At 73.5% G+C, this 16027-nt stretch carries 14 protein-coding genes and 3 pseudogenes; 11 read left to right on the top strand and 6 right to left on the bottom strand.

Annotated elements, in window-relative coordinates; all coding sequences use genetic code 11:
• Positions 1-118: 118 nt before the first annotated feature.
• Positions 119-688: pseudogene (locus tag ACF07S_RS11015) on the bottom strand (MarR family winged helix-turn-helix transcriptional regulator); the annotation flags it as partial.
• Between the two features lie 143 nt (positions 689-831).
• Positions 832-1137: pseudogene (locus tag ACF07S_RS11010) on the bottom strand (FUSC family protein); the annotation flags it as partial.
• Positions 1138-1297: 160 nt separating this feature from the next.
• Between ACF07S_RS11010 and ACF07S_RS11005 the strand changes: the two are divergent.
• The 3 genes from ACF07S_RS11005 (at position 1298) to ACF07S_RS10995 (ending at position 3643) form a co-directional block, all read left to right on the top strand.
• On the top strand, positions 1298-1864 hold the full coding sequence (locus ACF07S_RS11005) for a DUF5134 domain-containing protein (RefSeq protein WP_391974040.1): 567 nt from the start codon (positions 1298-1300) through the stop codon (positions 1862-1864).
• 185 nt (positions 1865-2049) lie between these two features.
• The gene (locus ACF07S_RS11000; protein ID WP_391974039.1) at positions 2050-2766 is read left to right on the top strand and encodes a phosphatase PAP2 family protein; all 717 of its coding nucleotides are present in this window, start codon (positions 2050-2052) and stop codon (positions 2764-2766) included.
• A gap of 154 nt (positions 2767-2920) precedes the next feature.
• Positions 2921-3643: a TetR/AcrR family transcriptional regulator gene (locus tag ACF07S_RS10995; RefSeq protein WP_391974038.1), complete on the top strand. Its 723-nt coding sequence runs from the start codon at positions 2921-2923 to the stop codon at positions 3641-3643.
• Here ACF07S_RS10995 and ACF07S_RS10990 read toward each other — a convergent pair.
• A complete protein-coding gene (locus ACF07S_RS10990) occupies positions 3631-5133 on the bottom strand; it encodes an LVIVD repeat-containing protein (protein ID WP_391974110.1) in 1503 nt (500 codons plus the stop codon). The two genes, ACF07S_RS10995 and ACF07S_RS10990, sit on opposite strands and share 13 nt — an antisense overlap.
• A 191-nt stretch (positions 5134-5324) precedes the next feature.
• On the opposite strand from ACF07S_RS10990, the gene ACF07S_RS10985 reads away from it, so the two are divergent.
• Positions 5325-5987, top strand: coding sequence for a DUF305 domain-containing protein (locus ACF07S_RS10985; protein ID WP_391974037.1), 663 nt, complete (start codon positions 5325-5327; stop codon positions 5985-5987).
• Between the two features lie 25 nt (positions 5988-6012).
• Here the strand turns inward: ACF07S_RS10985 and ACF07S_RS10980 are convergent, their stop codons facing one another.
• Positions 6013-6477, bottom strand: coding sequence for a DUF6214 family protein (locus ACF07S_RS10980; protein ID WP_391974036.1), 465 nt, complete (start codon positions 6475-6477; stop codon positions 6013-6015).
• Positions 6478-6678: 201 nt separating this feature from the next.
• Here ACF07S_RS10980 and ACF07S_RS10975 point away from each other — a divergent pair, with 201 nt between their 5' ends.
• Complete coding sequence (locus ACF07S_RS10975) at positions 6679-8022, top strand: FAD-dependent oxidoreductase (RefSeq protein WP_391974035.1); 1344 nt, start codon at positions 6679-6681, stop codon at positions 8020-8022.
• Positions 8023-8079: 57 nt separating this feature from the next.
• Here the strand turns inward: ACF07S_RS10975 and ACF07S_RS10970 are convergent, their stop codons facing one another.
• Entirely contained in the window at positions 8080-8436 is a 357-nt protein-coding gene (locus ACF07S_RS10970) for an ArsR/SmtB family transcription factor (protein WP_391974034.1), read from the bottom strand.
• A 123-nt stretch (positions 8437-8559) separates the two neighbouring features.
• Between ACF07S_RS10970 and ACF07S_RS10965 the strand changes: the two genes are divergently transcribed.
• From ACF07S_RS10965 to ACF07S_RS10940, 6 genes and pseudogenes are all read left to right on the top strand, one after another.
• Positions 8560-9639: an NADH:flavin oxidoreductase/NADH oxidase gene (locus ACF07S_RS10965; protein WP_391964156.1), complete on the top strand. Its 1080-nt coding sequence runs from the start codon at positions 8560-8562 to the stop codon at positions 9637-9639.
• Between the two features lie 274 nt (positions 9640-9913).
• Positions 9914-10717 carry a pectate lyase gene (locus tag ACF07S_RS10960; RefSeq protein ID WP_391974033.1) on the top strand — a complete coding sequence of 268 codons (804 nt, stop codon included), beginning with the start codon at positions 9914-9916 and terminating at the stop codon, positions 10715-10717.
• 273 nt (positions 10718-10990) lie between these two features.
• A pseudogene (locus ACF07S_RS10955) lies at positions 10991-12066 on the top strand (WD40/YVTN/BNR-like repeat-containing protein).
• Positions 12067-12130: 64 nt separating this feature from the next.
• Entirely contained in the window at positions 12131-12817 is a 687-nt protein-coding gene (locus tag ACF07S_RS10950) for a uracil-DNA glycosylase (RefSeq protein ID WP_391974032.1), read from the top strand.
• Positions 12814-13815 carry an N-acetylglucosamine kinase gene (locus tag ACF07S_RS10945; protein WP_391964160.1) on the top strand — a complete coding sequence of 334 codons (1002 nt, stop codon included), beginning with the start codon at positions 12814-12816 and terminating at the stop codon, positions 13813-13815. The genes ACF07S_RS10950 and ACF07S_RS10945 overlap by 4 nt, the downstream gene beginning before the upstream one ends.
• An 84-nt stretch (positions 13816-13899) precedes the next feature.
• Complete coding sequence (locus tag ACF07S_RS10940; protein ID WP_391964161.1) at positions 13900-14823, top strand: sirohydrochlorin chelatase; 924 nt, start codon at positions 13900-13902, stop codon at positions 14821-14823.
• A gap of 81 nt (positions 14824-14904) precedes the next feature.
• On the opposite strand, the gene ACF07S_RS10935 is transcribed toward ACF07S_RS10940, so the two are convergent.
• Positions 14905-15936, bottom strand: coding sequence for a lactonase family protein (locus ACF07S_RS10935; protein ID WP_391964162.1), 1032 nt, complete (start codon positions 15934-15936; stop codon positions 14905-14907).
• Between the last annotated feature and the right edge of the window lie 91 nt (positions 15937-16027).

The following is a 16027-nucleotide window of genomic DNA, read 5'->3' as shown; positions in this document are numbered from 1 at the left end:
TACGGGGGGGGGGGGGGGGCGGGGGGGGGGGGGGTGTGGGGGGGGGGGGGGGGGGGGGGGGGGGGGGGGGGGGGGGGGGGGGGGGGGGGGGGGCGGGGGCCCCCCCCCCCCCCCCCCGCGCCCCGAGGCGTCCTTCGAGCTGCCCGAGCAGGACGCCGAGCAGAGCGGCCAGTTCGCCCAGTTCCGTGCTGTCCAGACCGGACAGCACGGCGGTCTCGTAGGCGAGCTGCGCGGGCAGGACGCCGTCGACCAGGTCGCGCCCGGCGTCGGTGAGACGGACGTGCGCGACCCGCCGGTCGCGGGTGTCGCCGCGCCGTTCCACCAGGCCGCGTTCGGTGAGCTGCTTGAGGCGCTTGGTGACGGCGGCGCCGGAGGAGAAGGTCTCGCGGGCCAGCTCGCTCGGGGTCAGCTCGTGCCCGGTGCGGCGCAGCGCCCCGAGCAGGTCGAATTCCGGGCGGGTCAGACCCGTCCGGCACAGCGGGGCGTCCTCCGCCTGCTGGAGCAGGGCGGCGCAGCGGTTGATGCGGCCGATGACCTCCATGGGGCCGGTGTCGAGGCCGGGGTGGATGGCCCGCCACTGCCGGACGACCGCGGCGACGGTGTCACCCCGGCCGGAACCGGGCGGGCCCTCGCCGGCCGCGGACGGCCCCCCGCCGCCGGTCGCCGATGGTCCTTCGGTCGCCGTCATGGCCGTACGCCCTCCGTGTCCGTGCCGGGGTCCGGGAGCGGGCCCCGGCGTCGTACCGTCGCCGCGAGCGTACGGTGTCCCGACTGCTCGGCGAGCACGACCCGCTCCCGGGGCAGCGTGCGCTGCCACCACTCACCGGCCGCGGCGTCCGCGGTGACCCGCAGACCGACCAGGGCGGACGCGAGGCCGCCGAGCATGCCGAGCACCACTCCCGCCGGCATCCCGGCCCGGGCGGCACAGGGGCGGCGGTGGGCGTACAGGGCGCAGAGGGATCCGGCCATGGTGTACACGGCGAGATCGGGGCGGCCGAGTGCGACCGGGAGCGGGCCGGGCGGCGCGACGGCGGCGACCACGCCGAGGGCCTGCTTGAACCGGATGCCGGAGGGGCGCCCGGGGCGCGGCAGGCGCCGGACGGCCCGAACGGAGGGGGTGGAGGTCGCACTGCTCATGACGTACCACACCAGCAGGTGGTTCACTCGTGAATTACCTGTCCTGACCTGCCACACTCCCCCGAACACTCCCCGTGCGCGCCCGTGCGCCCGCGTGTCCGCCACCGGGACCGGGCATTCCCCCACCGGCGGTCGAGCGGTTTCGGGGAGGGGGGCCGGAGTGCGGGGACCGGTGCCGTCCGGCTGGTTGCTGGTCGGGCTGTGCGCGGCGGTCGGCGCCTACTGTCTGCTCAGGATGCGCAGCCGCGTCGAGGAGCAGCGCCGCGCCGCGGGCGGCGAGGCGCTGATGGGCTTCGGCATGGCCGTGATGGCGGTACCGGCGGCGGCGTTCACCCTGCCCGCCTGGGTCTGGCCGGCCTGCGCGGCGGTGTTCGGCGCCGCCGGCCTGCACGCGCTGTGGACGGCCCGCGCGGGCGCCCGTCATCTGCACCATCCGGTGGAGGCGGGGACGATGGTGTACATGGCGGTGACCATGGCGGCCTCCCCCGGACACGGCGGCGGCCCCGGGCAGGGACACGGGCCGGGCCCCCCGGGCATACCCCTGCTGACCGGAGCCCTGCTGCTCTACTTCGTCGCGTACGTGCTCGTGACCGGCGCACGGCTGGTCCCCGTGGCCGCCGTGGCACCGGGCGGCCGGGGCGCCGGCTGGGGTGACCGGCCGGAGCTGGCGCGGGCCTGCCGGCTGTCCATGGCCCTCGCGACGGTGGCGATGCTGCTGACGATGTGAGCGGGGCGCGCCCCGGCGGCGGGCCTACGGGAGCGTCGCCCGTTCCGTACCGGTGGCGTTCGTACCGGGGTGCGGTCCCCGGGTCGGACACCGGACCGGGGAAACGGTCCGGGCGCGGGCGCGACCGGGGGACCACGGCGAGGGGGGTACTGGCCCGCGCGCCGCGCGTCGGCGAGGATCGCCCCATGCACACCTCCCCCGTCGAAACCCCGCCCCGGCCCCCGGAACGCCGTCCCGCCACCCTGTCCACCGGAGTGCTGGCGCTGTGCTCGGCGCTGCTGCTGGCACTGGTCGCCCTCGAGTGGCGCCCCCTGCTCGGCCTGGACGGGGACATCTCCCGCGCCACCCACCGCTGGGCGGTCGACGAACCGGGCCTGACGCAGACGTCCCGCATCCTGACGGACTGGGTCTGGGACCCGTGGACGATGCGCGTGCTGTGCGGTGTGGTGGCGGCGCTGCTGGTGTGGCGGTACGCGGCCCGGTGGACGGCGACGTGGCTGGTGCTGACCGTCGCCGTCGGTTCGGCCGTGCAGCAGGGCCTCAAGGCCGCGGTGGACCGTGCCCGCCCCGTCTGGCCCGACCCGGTCGACTCCGCGCACTACGCGGCCTTCCCGTCGGGGCACGCCATGACCGCGACGGTCGTCTGCGGCCTCCTGCTGTGGCTGCTGCACCACCACGGGGCGGGCCGCGTCCTGTGGCGCACGGCTCTGGCCGCGGCGGTCGTCTCGGTGGCCGGAGTCGGCCTCACCCGCGTCTGGCTCGGCGTCCACTGGCCCACCGACGTGCTCGGCGGCTGGCTGCTCGGCGCCCTGGTGGTGGCCGGGGCGGTGGCGGTCCACGAGCGGCGGCACCCGGGGGCCGCGAGCACCGGCGGGTCCGGACCGGACGGCGACCACCGGTAGCCCGAGGCAACTTTCACTGCAGTGCAAACCGTCCACCTCGGACGATCCCCCGCGTCGCCCGAGGTGGACGGCAGCCCGGAAGAGACCCACCACGGGGTCTGACCGGATGCGTTGAGTATAGTTGGCTGGCAGCCAGTCAACGCAGGAGTCCAGCATGTCCCCGCGCAGCGCCCTGGTCAATGAAGAGTTGCGGAGGCGTTCGAAGGAGCGGCTCCTGCAGGCCGCCGTGGAGTTGGTGAGCGAGCGCGGCTACGAGGCGACCACGCTCGGCGACATCGCCGACCGGGCGGGCTCCGCACGGGGCCTGGTCTCGTACTACTTCCCGGGAAAGCGCCAGCTCGTGCAGTCCGCCGTGCACCGGCTGATGCACCGCACCCTGGAGGAGGCCCTGGAGCGCGAGCCGAGCTCCGAGGACGGCCGGGAGCGGATGGCGCGGGCCATCGACGCGATCCTGGGCCTGGCTCGGGACCGCCCGGTGCTGATGCGCCAGCACATGGCCGGGCTGCTGCAGGCCGAGGGGTTCCTGCCCTGCCCGGAGCAGCGGCGCCTGGCGGAACTGCTCGGCGACACGGTGGCCCGGCACGGTTCCCACGACGTCGACGCCGACTATCCGATGCTGCGTGCCCTGCTGATGGGCGCCGTGTACGCGGCCCTGATGCCGGGCGCGCCGATGCCCGTCCCGGTGCTGCGCGCCGAGCTGTTCGAGCGCTACCGGCTCGACTGGGAACTGGGCGTCCCGCCGGACACCGAGGCACCCGGCGGGACGTGTGGGGCGGACGGGACGGATCTGGCCCGGTTCTTCGCGACCGGACCGGCGCCCGGCCGCCCCGCTCCTCCGGCCGCGGGGCCGGAGGAGCCGGACGCTCAGTCGAAGTAGTCCGGCTGCGTCTGCACGTTGAGCTCGCGCATGTGGACCCGGCGGGCCGGGTCGGTGCGCCGGTCGTCGATCTCCAGGACGTCGAAGCCCTTGGCCATGTCGTTCGAGTAGATGTAGCCGTTGTAGTAGTACGCCGACCAGGAGCCGCCGGTGACCATCTGGTCGGTGCTCAGCGGGCCGCGCTCGAAGTAGGCGATCTCCTTGGGCTTCGCCGAGTCGGTGAAGTCCCAGACGGAGACGCCGCCCTGGTACCACGCCTGGACCATCAGGTCCCGGCCCCTGACCGGGATCAGCGAGCCGTTGTGGGCCACGCAGTTCTCGGTGTCCGCCTGGTGGCGGGGGATCTTGAAGTAGCTGCGGAAGACCAGCTCGCGCCGGTCGCCCTTGCCGACGATGTCGTAGATGCCGTCCGCGCCGCGGTTCGGGCCGATGGCCTCGTTGCAGGTGGCGGCGCCACCGCCGCCCAGCTCATCGGTGAAGACGACCTTGTCGGCCTTCTGGTTGAAGGTCGCCGAGTGCCAGAACGCGAAGTTGACGTTGTCCTGCACCCGGTCGATGACCTTCGGGCGCTCGGGGTCCTCGATGGAGAACAGGATGCCGTCGCCCATGCAGGCACCGGCGGCCAGGTCCTCCGACGGCAGCACGGTGATGTCGTGGCAGCCGGTGGTCTTGGAGACGCCCGGGTTGGCGGGAGCGCCCGGGTTGCCGCCGCCGTCCGGGCCCTCACCCGGGAACAGCACCGGGAAGCCGACCAGCGCCGCCTCGTGCGGGGCCTTGCGCGGGACCTTGATCACCGAGATGCCGTCGTGCGGCGGCTGGCAGTCGGGGTAGGCCGCGTTGGGCGAGTACGAGGAGACGTAGACGTAGACGTTCTTGCGCTCGGGGACCAGCGTGTGGGTGTGCGAGCCGCAGGCGGTCTCGACTGCGGCGACGTAGCGCGGGTTGCGCTTGTCGCTGATGTCGAAGACCTTCATGCCCTCCCACGAGGACTTCTCGGTGACCGGCTGCGTGGTGCTGTTGCAACTGCTGTCGCTGCGCGAGGAGTCGGTGGACAGGAACAGCAGGTCACCGGAGACGGAGATGTCGTTCTGCGAGCCGGGGCACAGGACCTGGGCCACCGTCTTCGGTGCCGTCGGGTCGCTGATGTCGAAGATGCGGAAGCCGTCGTAGTTGCCGGCGAAGGCGTACCGGCCCTGGAAGGCCAGGTCCGAATTGGTGCCGGGCAGCGCGTCCTTGGGGATGTTCGCGACGTGCCGGATGTTGTCGGAGTGGACGACCTCGTCCTGGCCGGGGATGTCGCCGTTCTCGATGGCCTCGCGCGCCTCGGCCTGGTCGCTCCGCGAGACCTGCTTGCGAGCGGCCGGCGAGTCCCCCGGATCGGGGATCGCGGCGGCCGGCGAGGCGGTGAGCAGCGCGGCCAGCAGCCCACCGGCCGCCGCGGCGACTCCCAGACGTCTGTGCCGGGTCCGGGCAACACTCAACAGGATCACTGTTTCCTCCCTGGTTCCGCTCACTTGTGAACGGTTTTCGCTCCGGCAGTATCGACGTGGACATGCACATACCAACAGGGGGGCAACGACATCGCAACAAAGTATTTTGATCAAAGTTGCACGCAAGCGTGCTAGGACGGTCGTCAGCACTCACAAGGTGACTCGCCATTCGCCTGCCACAGGAGGTCCTCGTGCACTACCGCCGTACGTCACGCCTGTCCGTCGTCGCGGCCGGACTGACCGCTTCGGCCGTACTCGGACTCGTGGGCTGCGACTCCGGCACGGACGACACCAAGTCGGCCGCGGAGAGCGGGCCTTCGGTCATCGCGCCGGGTGAGCCCGGAGAGGCGAACCGGACCCTGTCGGCCGAGGAGGCCGCACGGCAGCGCGCGGAGGACGACTCCCCCAACTCCGCCGACGTGTCCTACGCCCGGATGATGATCGAGCATCACGCCCAGGCCCTGGAGATGACGGACCTGGTGCCGGACCGGGCCGAGTCGCCCAGGACCCGCAAACTGGCCGAGCGCATCGCCGCAGCCCAGCAGCCGGAGATCAAGGCCATGAAGGCGTGGCTGAAGAGCCACGGCAGGGCGGAACAGGACGACGGACACGGGCACGACCACGCGACGATGCCCGGCATGGCCACCCAGGCCCAGCTGAAGCAGCTGCGCGCGGCCGACGGCAAGGCCTTCGACCAGCTCTTCCTCACCCTGATGATCACTCATCACCAGGGCGCGATCACCATGGCGACCGAGGTGAAGGGGCAGGGCAACAACATCCGGATCGAGGAGATGGCGGACGACGTGGTCGCCCAGCAGACCAGCGAGATCAACCGGATGCGCGACATGCTGTGAGGGAGCGCGGCGGTGGACGACCCGCTCACCGCCGGGCGTGACGCGGGGACAGCAGCCCCGCGTCGCGCGTGCGGCCGATGGCCCTGAGCGCCCCGCGCCTGCTGTACCCGGTCTCGTCCATCACGGCGAGCACCGGATCGGCGCCCTGCTCCCGGGCCGAGCGGTACACCCGCGCCACGAGCCGCCACTCCCGCTCGCGCGGCCGGGCGGAGCGGTCCCGGTGCGCGCCCCCGCCGGCGTCGTCCCGGGCGTCCGGCCCGGTTCCGGCGCCGCAGGCCCGGGCCAGCGGCTCCTCGATCCAGTCGGAGAGCACCGCCAGGTCCTCCAGGGCCAGCGCCGGCCGGGCCCGTACGTCCTCGACGCAGACCCATCCCTCGCACACCGTCGCGAGCACGTCGATCCGCGCACCGTCGCCGAAGGAAAGCCGCACATGGAGCCACCGGGTGGCCCGCTCCCCCTCCCGCACCTCCCAGGCGGGCCACACGGACACCGCGCCCTCCGCCGGAGAGCGATCGGAAAGATGAAGAAAGGATGCCTCGAGCACACACGCAACGTAAGCGTTCGGTCAGTTTCCCTCGGAGAGAACACGCACCCCGGACGGCGGACGGCACCCTGTCAGCGGAGCGCGGACGGTGCGATGCTGGAGGCAACAGCGATCTCCTGTGGATCCCCCGGGGTGAGGAGTTCCGCCGTGCTGCGTGTCGCCGTCATCGGTTCCGGGCCGAGCGGGTGCTACACCGCCCAGAGCCTCGTCCAGCAGCACCCCCGGGTGCGCGTGGACGTGCTGGACCGGCTGCCGTGCCCGTACGGCCTCGTCCGCTACGGCGTCGCACCGGACCACGAGAAGATCAAGTCCCTGCAGAACAACCTCCGCGCGGTCCTGGAGCACGAGCGGGTGCGCTTCCTCGGCGGGGTGGCGGTCGGGCCGGGCGGAGTGCCGGTCGAGCGGCTGCGGGAGCTGTACCACGCGGTGGTCTACTGCGTGGGCGCCGCCACGGACCGGCGGCTGGGGGTCCCGGGCGAGGACCTGCCGGGCAGCTGGTCGGCCACGGACTTCGTGTCCTGGTACAGCGCCCATCCGGATGCCGTGCAGGGCGCCTTCCTGCGCGGAGTGCGGTCGGCGGTGGTCATCGGGGTGGGGAACGTCGCCGTGGACGTCACCCGCATGCTGGCCCGGGGCGCGACGGAGCTGAGTGCGACCGACATGCCGCACACCGCCCTCGCCGCCCTCGCGTCGAGCGGGGTGACGCTGATCCACATGGTGGGCCGGCGCGGTCCGTCCCAGGCCCGCTTCACCACCAAGGAACTGCGCGAACTGGGCACCCTGCCGGACACCGGCGTCGCGGTGGACCCGGCCGAGGCGGCGCTGGACCCGGCGTACCCGGACCCCTCCGCGCTGCCCGCGCCGCAGCGCCGCAACGTCGAGGTGCTGCGCGGCTGGACCGGGGCCCCGGAGCCGGGCGCCCGACGGCTGATCCGCCTGCGCTTCTTCCTCCGCCCGGTCGAACTGGTCGCCCGCGGGGACCGCGTGGGCGCGGTGCGCTTCGAGCGGACGGTCCCGGACGGACACGGCGGCGTCACCGGCACGGGACGGTTCGAGGAGATCGAGGGGCAGCTGGTGCTGCGTTCGGTGGGGTATCGCGGGGTGCCGCTGGAGGGACTTCCGTTCGACCCGGCGACCGGTACGGTGCCGCATCTCGCCGGCCGGGTGCTGCGGGAGGGCGCCGTCGCCCCGGGCGAGTACGTGGCGGGCTGGATCAAGCGCGGCCCCACGGGCGTCATCGGCACGAACCGGCCGTGTGCCAAGGAGACGGTGACCTCGCTGCTGGGGGACGCGGCCCTGCTGACCGACCGTGATCCGCTCGGCGACCCGGTGGCAGCGCTGCGGGCCGGGGGCGTCGAACCGGTCGAGTGGACGGGCTGGCAGGCGATCGAACGCGCCGAGGCGGAACTGGGCGCCTCGCTCGGCCGGAACACCGTCAAACTCCCCGACTGGGAGTCCCTGATGGCGGCGGCGCGAGCCGCCGGCGCCTGAGCCCGCCCGGCACCCCGCCGGGTACGGGCGCGGTTCCACCGGGCGGGGCGGGCCGGATCAGTGTCCGCGGTGGCGGCCGGCCTGGTGGCCGGCGGCGGTGAGCAGGCAGTCGAGCAGGCCGGGGAAGAGGCCGTCCAGGTCGTCGCGGCGCAGGCCGTTCATCTTGGCGGTGCCCTCGTAGACCTGCCGGATCACGCCGCTCTCGCGCAGCACCCGGAAGTGGTGCGTGGTGGTGGATTTGGTGACCGGCAGGTCGAAGTGCGAGCAGGACAGCTCGACGCCCTCGTCCGCGAGTTCGCGGACGATGCGCAGCCGCAGGGGGTCGGCGAGCGCGTGCAGCACGTCCTCCAGCCGGATCTCCTCGCGCGCCGGGTGCGGAAGGTCGCGGCCGCTGGGGGCGCGGGTGGTCGTCACGGCGGCTCCACATTCGGTCCGAGTGCTCATTGTACGAGAGGCTTGGTAGTTTGACATTCACCGTACTACGATTCCTATCGTACAAGCCTCGCCCTTTCCCGGCCCCCGCGAATGGAGCCCTTCGTGAGCACGCTGTTCGAGCCGTACACCCTGCGCGACGTGACGATCCCCAACCGGGTGTGGATGCCGCCGATGTGCCAGTACTCGGCCGCGCCCGAGGGCCCCGGCGCCGGCGCTCCCGTCGACTGGCACCTCGCGCACTACGCGGCCCGCGCGGCCGGTGGCACCGGACTGATCGTCGTCGAGGCCACCGCCGTGTCGCCGGAGGGCCGGATCTCCCCGTACGACCTCGGCATCTGGAACGACACACAGGTCGAGGCCTTCCGCCGGATCACCCGCTTCCTCTCCTCGCAGGGCACCGTTCCCGCCGTCCAGCTCGCGCACGCCGGGCGCAAGGCGTCGACCGGCCGGCCCTGGGAGGGCGGCGCGCCGGTCGGGCCCGAGGCGCACGGCTGGCAGCCGGTCGCCCCGAGTCCGCTCGCCTTCGACGCCCGGCACCCGGTGCCGGACGAGCTGACCGCCGACCGGATCCAGGAGATCGTCGGACAGTTCCGCGCCGCCGCGCGCCGGGCGCTGGCCGCCGGCTTCGAGATCGCCGAGATCCACGGCGCCCACGGTTACCTGATCAACGAGTTCCTCTCCCCGCACTCCAACCGCCGCACCGACGCCTACGGCGGCTCGTACGAGAACCGGACGCGCTTCGCGCTCGAGGTGGTCGACGCCGTGCGCGGGGAGTGGCCGGACGACAAGCCGCTGTTCTTCCGCATTTCGGCCACGGAGTGGCTGGAGGGGCCCGGCTGGACACCGGACGACACCGTCCGCTTCGCCGCCGACCTGCACCGCCACGGCGTCGACCTGCTCGACGTCTCCACCGGCGGCAACGCCTCGGGCGTCCGCATCCCGACCGGGCCCGGCTACCAGGTCCCCTTCGCCGCGCGGGTACGGGCCGAGACGCCGATGCCGGTCGCCGCGGTCGGTCTGATCACCGACGCCGAGCAGGCGGAGAAGATCCTGGCCAACGGAGAGGCCGACGCGGTACTGCTCGGCCGCGAACTGCTCCGCAACCCCTCGTGGGCCCGGCAGGCCGCCCGCGAACTGGGCGCCGAGGCCCACGTGCCCGACCAGTACCACCGTTCGCTCTGACCCCGGCCGCGGCGCAGGCCGGTGGTTCCTGGCGCCCGTCGCGCCCGGAGCCACCGGCCTCGGTCGTTCCTGGCCGGATGTGGTGCACGCGAGGCGTTGACTAGAAAGCGCTTACCCCCTACGTTCCGTTCAGCAGCGTGACCCGCTCACGTCATTTTGCCGCGACAGCCGGGCACGCTGAGCACCTTGCAGAACGTCGTTCACGTACATGACCATCCGCCTTCCTCAGCGGGCGGCGGAGGACTCGACCCCCACATCCGACAGAAGGAACGACATGACTTCCGTGACACGACCGCGCACCCGCGGGCGCGCACTGACGGGCGCACTGGCCACCCTCGGACTTTCGGTTGGCATGATCATGACCACCGGAGCGTCCTCGGCGAGCGCCGCCACCTGGCCCTCCCCGAACGGCAGCGAGGGCGTCTCCTCCACCATCTCCGTGTCCGGCACCAAGGACTACGGGATGAAGCGCCTGTACGGCACCGGCGACCTCGGTTCCGGCGGCCAGGACGAGGACCAGGGCCCGATCCTGCAACTGGCGGACGGCGCGGTGCTGAAGAACGTCATCCTGGGCGCCCCGGCGGCCGACGGCATCCACTGCCAGGGCTCCTGCACACTGCAGAACGTCTGGTGGGAGGACGTCGGCGAGGACGCCGCCACCTTCAAGGGCAAGTCCTCGGGGTCCGTCTACACCGTCAGCGGCGGCGGCGCCAAGGAAGCCAGCGACAAGGTGTTCCAGTTCAACGGCGCCGGCACGCTCAACGTGTCGAACTTCGCGGTCCGGAACTTCGGCACCTTCGTCCGCTCCTGCGGCAACTGCTCCACGCAGTACAAGCGGACGATCAACCTCAACACCATCGAGGTGAGCTGGAAGGGCAGCCGGATCGCCGGCATCAACACCAACTACGGCGACAGCGCGACCCTGCGGAACATCACGATCATCGGGGACAGCAGCAAGAAGATCGTCCCCTGCCAGAAGTACATCGGCAACGACGACGGTGACGAGCCGGACAGCAACGGCTCGGGCGCCGACGGCACCTACTGCAAGTACACGTCGTCCGACATCACCTACCGGTAGCCCCCACGGGTAACGGCCGTACGAGGCGCCCTCCGCGGCGCCTCGTACGGCCGACCGCTTTCCCGCGCCGCCCCGCGCGGGCGCGCCTCCCCCGGCGGCGGCCGGCCCCGGCCGCCGCTGCGGCGGTGTACCCGGGCCGCGGGGCACCGCACCGTCCCGACCTGCGGCGGGACTGCTCCGAAGGTGACTGTCAGTGGTGGGGTGCAGACTGGCCGGCGTCCGGAACGAGGACGTCGACGAGGCGTCTCGGAGGACGTCACGGAGGTGATCGGCATGACCGAGGTACTGCTCGCCGTGGGCACCCGCAAGGGCCTGTTCATCGGGCGCCGGCGGGGTGGCACCTGGAAGTTCGACGAGAGGCCCTGCTTCAACGCACAGGCCGTGTACTCCGTCGCCATCGACACCCGGGGCACGAGCCCGCGGCTGCTGGCCGGCGCGGACAGCGCGCACTGGGGTCCGTCGGTGTTCCACTCCGACGACCTGGGCCGCACCTGGACCGAACCGGCCCGGCCCGCCGTCAGGTTCCCGCGGGACACCGGGGCTTCGCTGGAGCGGGTGTGGCAGCTGCACCCCGCCGCGGCCGAACCGGACGTGGTGTACGCGGGTACGCAACCGGCCGCGCTGTACCGCTCGGAGGACCGCGGGGAGAGCTTCGAGCTGGTCCGGCCGCTGTGGGAGCACCCCACGCGGTCGAGATGGGTGCCGGGCGGCGGCGGTGAGGGCCTGCACACCGTGCTGACCGACGAGCGTGATCCGCGGGCGGTGACGGTGGCCGTCTCCGCGGCGGGTGTGTTCCGTACCGTGGACGGCGGCGCCGGCTGGACACCGTCCAACTCCGGTGTCTCCGCGGTGTTCCTGCCGGACCCCGCCCCGGAGTTCGGGCAGTGCGTGCACAAGGTCGCCCGGGACGCGGCGGATCCGGACCGGCTGTACCTGCAGAACCACTGGGGTGTGTACCGCAGCGACGACGCGGGCGGACACTGGACGGACATCGGCGAGGGACTGCCGTCCACGTTCGGGTTCGCGGTGGTGGCCCATCCGCGACGCGGGGGCACCGCCTACGTGTTCCCGATCGGCGCCGACTCCGACCGGGTGCCGGCCGGCCGGCGCTGCCGGGTCTTCCGCACGGCGGACGCGGGCGGCAGCTGGGAGCCCCTCACGGCGGGACTGCCGCGGGAGGACCACTACGGCACGGTGCTGCGCGACGCGATGTGCCACGACGGCGCGGACCCGGCGGGCGTCTACTTCGGCAACCGCAACGGCGAGGTGTACGCGTCGGCCGACGACGGCGACAGCTGGCGTCGCATCTGCCGGACGTGCTGTGCGTGCGGGCAGCGGTCGTCGGATGAGCCGGAGCACGAAACCGCCGGGCCCCGGCCACTGGTTGATCCCCACCGCCGGTACGGCAGTAGGGTGACGCCCGTGGCACCACGACCCTTGAACGAGATCGTCGAAGCAGGCTGGGCGCAGGCGTTGGAGCCGGTGGCCCGGCGCATCGCCGGAATGGGGGACTTCCTGCGCGCGGAGATCGCCGCGGGACGCACCTACCTCCCGGCCGGACCGCATGTGCTGCGGGCCTTCCAGCAGCCCTTCGACGAGGTACGCGTGCTGATCGTCGGACAGGACCCGTACCCGACCCCGGGGCACGCGGTGGGACTGTCCTTCTCGGTCGCACCCGAGGTACGGCCGCTGCCCGGCAGCCTCGTCAACATCTTCCGGGAACTGAACACCGATCTGGGCCTTCCGCAGCCGACGAGCGGTGATCTCACGCCGTGGACCGAGCAGGGCGTGCTGCTGCTCAACCGTGCCCTGACCACGGCCCCGCGCAAGCCGGGCGCCCACCGCGGCAAGGGCTGGGAGGAGGTCACCGAGCAGGCAATACGGGCGCTGGCCGGGCGGGGCAAACCGCTGGTCTCCGTCCTGTGGGGGCGCGATGCCCGCAACTGCCGTCCGCTGCTGGGCGACCTGCCCGCGGTGGAGTCGGCACACCCCTCGCCGATGTCCGCCGACCGGGGTTTCTTCGGCTCCCGCCCGTTCAGCCGCGTCAACGACCTGTTGACCCGTCAGGGCGGCCAACCGGTGGACTGGCGCCTGCCGTGACCGGTTATCTCGCCGTGGACTCCGGAGGCTCCGGTCTGCGGGCCGTCGTCGGGGCCGGCGGGCGGGGTCCGCTGGCCCGGGCCGCCTCGGGGGAACCCGTGCGGACGGGGACGCGGGGGATCGACCCGGGGCACCTGATGGAGCAACTGGTCCCGATGGCCCGGTCCTTGTGCGCCGAGGCCGGGATCGAGCGGCTGGAGACGGCCGTCGTCGGCGCGGCCGGGATGGCCAGCCTGGGGGACGCGCTGCGCGCGGAGCTGCCGGGCGCGCTGAGCCGTGCGCTGGGCGTGCGGCGGGTGGCGCTGGCCGCCGACGCGGTCACCGCGTATGCCGGTGCCCTCGGTCCGCGGCCCGGTGCCGTGATCGCCGCCGGCACGGGTCTGGTCGCGATCGGCACCGACCTGGCCGGCTGGCGCCGGGCGGACGGCTGGGGACATCTGCTGGGCGACTGCGGCGGAGGCGCCTGGATCGGGCGGGCGGGGCTGGAGGCGGCGATGCGCGCGCACGACGGCCGGGCGGGCGGCTCCGCGCGGCTGCTGGCGGGCGCCGAGGAGATGCTCGGCCCGGCGGCCGGACTGCCCGGCCGGCTGTATCCGCGTACCGACCGGCCGGCCGTTCTCGCCTCCTTCGCGCCGCGGGTGGGCGACTGCGCGGCCGACGGCGACCCCGTGGCCGTGGAGATCCTCCGGGCGGCGGCCCGGCACATGGCCGAGTCCGCCGCGGCGGTGTGCCCGGCGGCGGGTGAGCCGGTGATCGCTCTCACCGGTGGCCTGTTCAGGATGGGCGCCGGTCTGCTCGCACCCCTCGCCGAGGAACTGTCGGCAAGGCTCCCGCAGGCGCGACGGATCATGGCCGAGGGGGACCCCTTGCGGGGGGCGGCGCGTATCGCGGAGGACCTCACCACCGGCGCGTTCACGCTTCCGGGTGACGCGACCATGCTGTGTGTGACGAGCACGGCAGGTGAGGACGTCACCGGCGCGGCCGACGCCCGGAGGTGACTCATCAGACAAAACCGGACGGATACCGCTCACCTGCACCCTCCCCGAACAGGGGAGCCCAGGAAACCACTAACATGCCGCAACATGAGCACCCCCACTGGGCCCGCGTCCGGCCTGCCAGTACGAATGCCGCGCCCCCGCCAGCCGGGGCGGCACCGCCGTCCCGAACCGCTGGTGGCTCCCGAGGGCGCGCCCGCGCTCGTCCTCGCCGTGCCGGGTACGCCCAGTAGTGCCACTCGCTCGCTCGCCGACGAGGTCGTGAGCATCGCCCGTTCCGAGCTGCCCGGCCTCGACGCCCGGATCGGCTACCTGGACGGCGACGACGAGGAATTCTCCTCGCTGCAGTCCGTCCTCGCGTACGCCGGCGAGGAGCGCACCACCCGTTTCGAGCACGCCCGCGAGGCCGGCCTGGACGTCAAGGAGCCCGACGGCCCCGTCGCCGTCGTCGTGCCGCTGCTCGCCGGCCCGGACGGCTCCCTGCTGCGCCAGATCCGCCAGGCCGTGATGGACAGCCGGGTCTCGGCGGAGCTGACCGATGCGCTGGGCCCGCACCCGCTGCTCGCCGAGGCGCTGCACGTGCGGCTGTCCGAGGCCGGTCTGGCGCGCGCCGACCGTGCCCGCCTGTTCACCGTGGCGACCGCGGCGGACGGCATCATCCTGGCCTCCGTGGGCGGTGACGAGGCCGTGCAGGCGGCCGGGATCACCGGCATGCTGCTCGCCGCGCGCCTGGCCGTGCCGGTGATGGCGGCGGCCCTGGACCAGGAGGGTTCCATCGCCTCCGTGGCCGAGCAGCTGCGCACCTCCGGTTCGCAGCAGCTGGCGCTCGCGCCGTACCTGATCGGGCCCGAGATCGACGCGAGCCTGATCACGGAGGCGGCGAAGGAGGCCGACTGCCCCGCATCCGAGGCGCTCGGCCCCTACCCGGCGATCGGCAAGCTGGCCCTGGCCAAGTACACGACGGCCCTGGGCATCGCCCCGCAGCAGGCGCAGAGCACCCCGGCCCGCTGACGCGGCCGTCGGCCCACGACGCCGAAAGGGCCCGTCCCCGGTCTCCAGGGGCGGGCCGTTCGGCGTGTTCCGGCGTCCCGGTCAGCCGGTGACCACGCAGGACGCCGCGGGCACCGGGATCGAGCCCTCGCGGTGCGGCACTCCCGTGTCCGGGTCGAGCGCGAACCAGGTCACGTCTCCGGAACGCTCGTTCGCGACGTACAGGAAGCCGTCGGACTCGGTGATCGCCCGCGGCCAGCGGCCGCCGCAGGGGACGGTGGTGAGCGGGGTCGGCGCCTGTCCCTCCCCCTCGACCGCGAACACGGACAGGACGTCCTCGCCGCGGGTCGCGGTCCACACGAAGCGGCCGTCGGGCGAGACGGCCACGCCGGAGGGGTAGGCGTCGCCGGCCGGAGAGCCGGGCAGCACCGGAATCTCGGCGAGCGGCCTCAGCACTCCGTCGGCGGCGTCCCAGCGGCAGACGACGAGGGTGGGGCTCAGTTCGTTGAGGACGTAGGCGCGGGAACCGCCCGGGTGGAAGGCCAGGTGCCGCGGGCCCGACCCCGGGCGCAGGGCGACCTCCCGGTGCGGCGAGAGGACTCCGCCGGCCAGGGTGCACACCCGCACGGAGTCGGTGCCGAGGTCGACGCTCACCACCCAGCGGCCGCTCGGGTCGGCCTGTACCTGGTGCGGGTGCGGTCCCTGCTGGCGTTGCGGATGGGGGCCGGAGCCACTGTGCCGCAACACCCCGGGCGGGGTCCGCGCGAGGCCGCCGTCCGGGCGGACCGGGACCGCGCTGACGCTGCCGGAGCCGTAGTTGGCGGTCAGGACGTGGCCGGCGACGAGGCTGAGGTGGGTCGGCCCGCTCCCGCCCACCGGTACCTGGCGCCCGGCCGGTTGCGGCCCGTTCCCGGTCACGCGGAACGCGGCGACGGCGCCCTCGGCCGTCTCGCTGACCGCGTACAGCGTGCGCGCGTCCGGCGAGAGGGCCAGGTAGGCGGGGTCCGCCACGGTGTTCACCGTGCTGAGGACGCTCAGCGCGCCGCTGCCGGCATCGATGGACGCGGTGACGATGCCCGGGCCTCCCGCCGCCGTGTACGACCCGATGAACGCCCGCCGTCTGCCGACCGCCACGACTGTCCCCTCTCGTCCCCTGTCGAACGGAGTGACGGTAGCAGTCGATCACTCGAGGTCTAGACCATAAGTCGACTCCGTGCGTCCCGTG

Origin of the sequence: Streptomyces sp. NPDC016640, assembly GCF_043076215.1 — a bacterium.
Lineage (GTDB): Bacteria > Actinomycetota > Actinomycetes > Streptomycetales > Streptomycetaceae > Streptomyces.
Note: the sequence above shows the minus strand (reverse complement) of the source record. Positions and strands in the feature narration are given on the sequence as shown.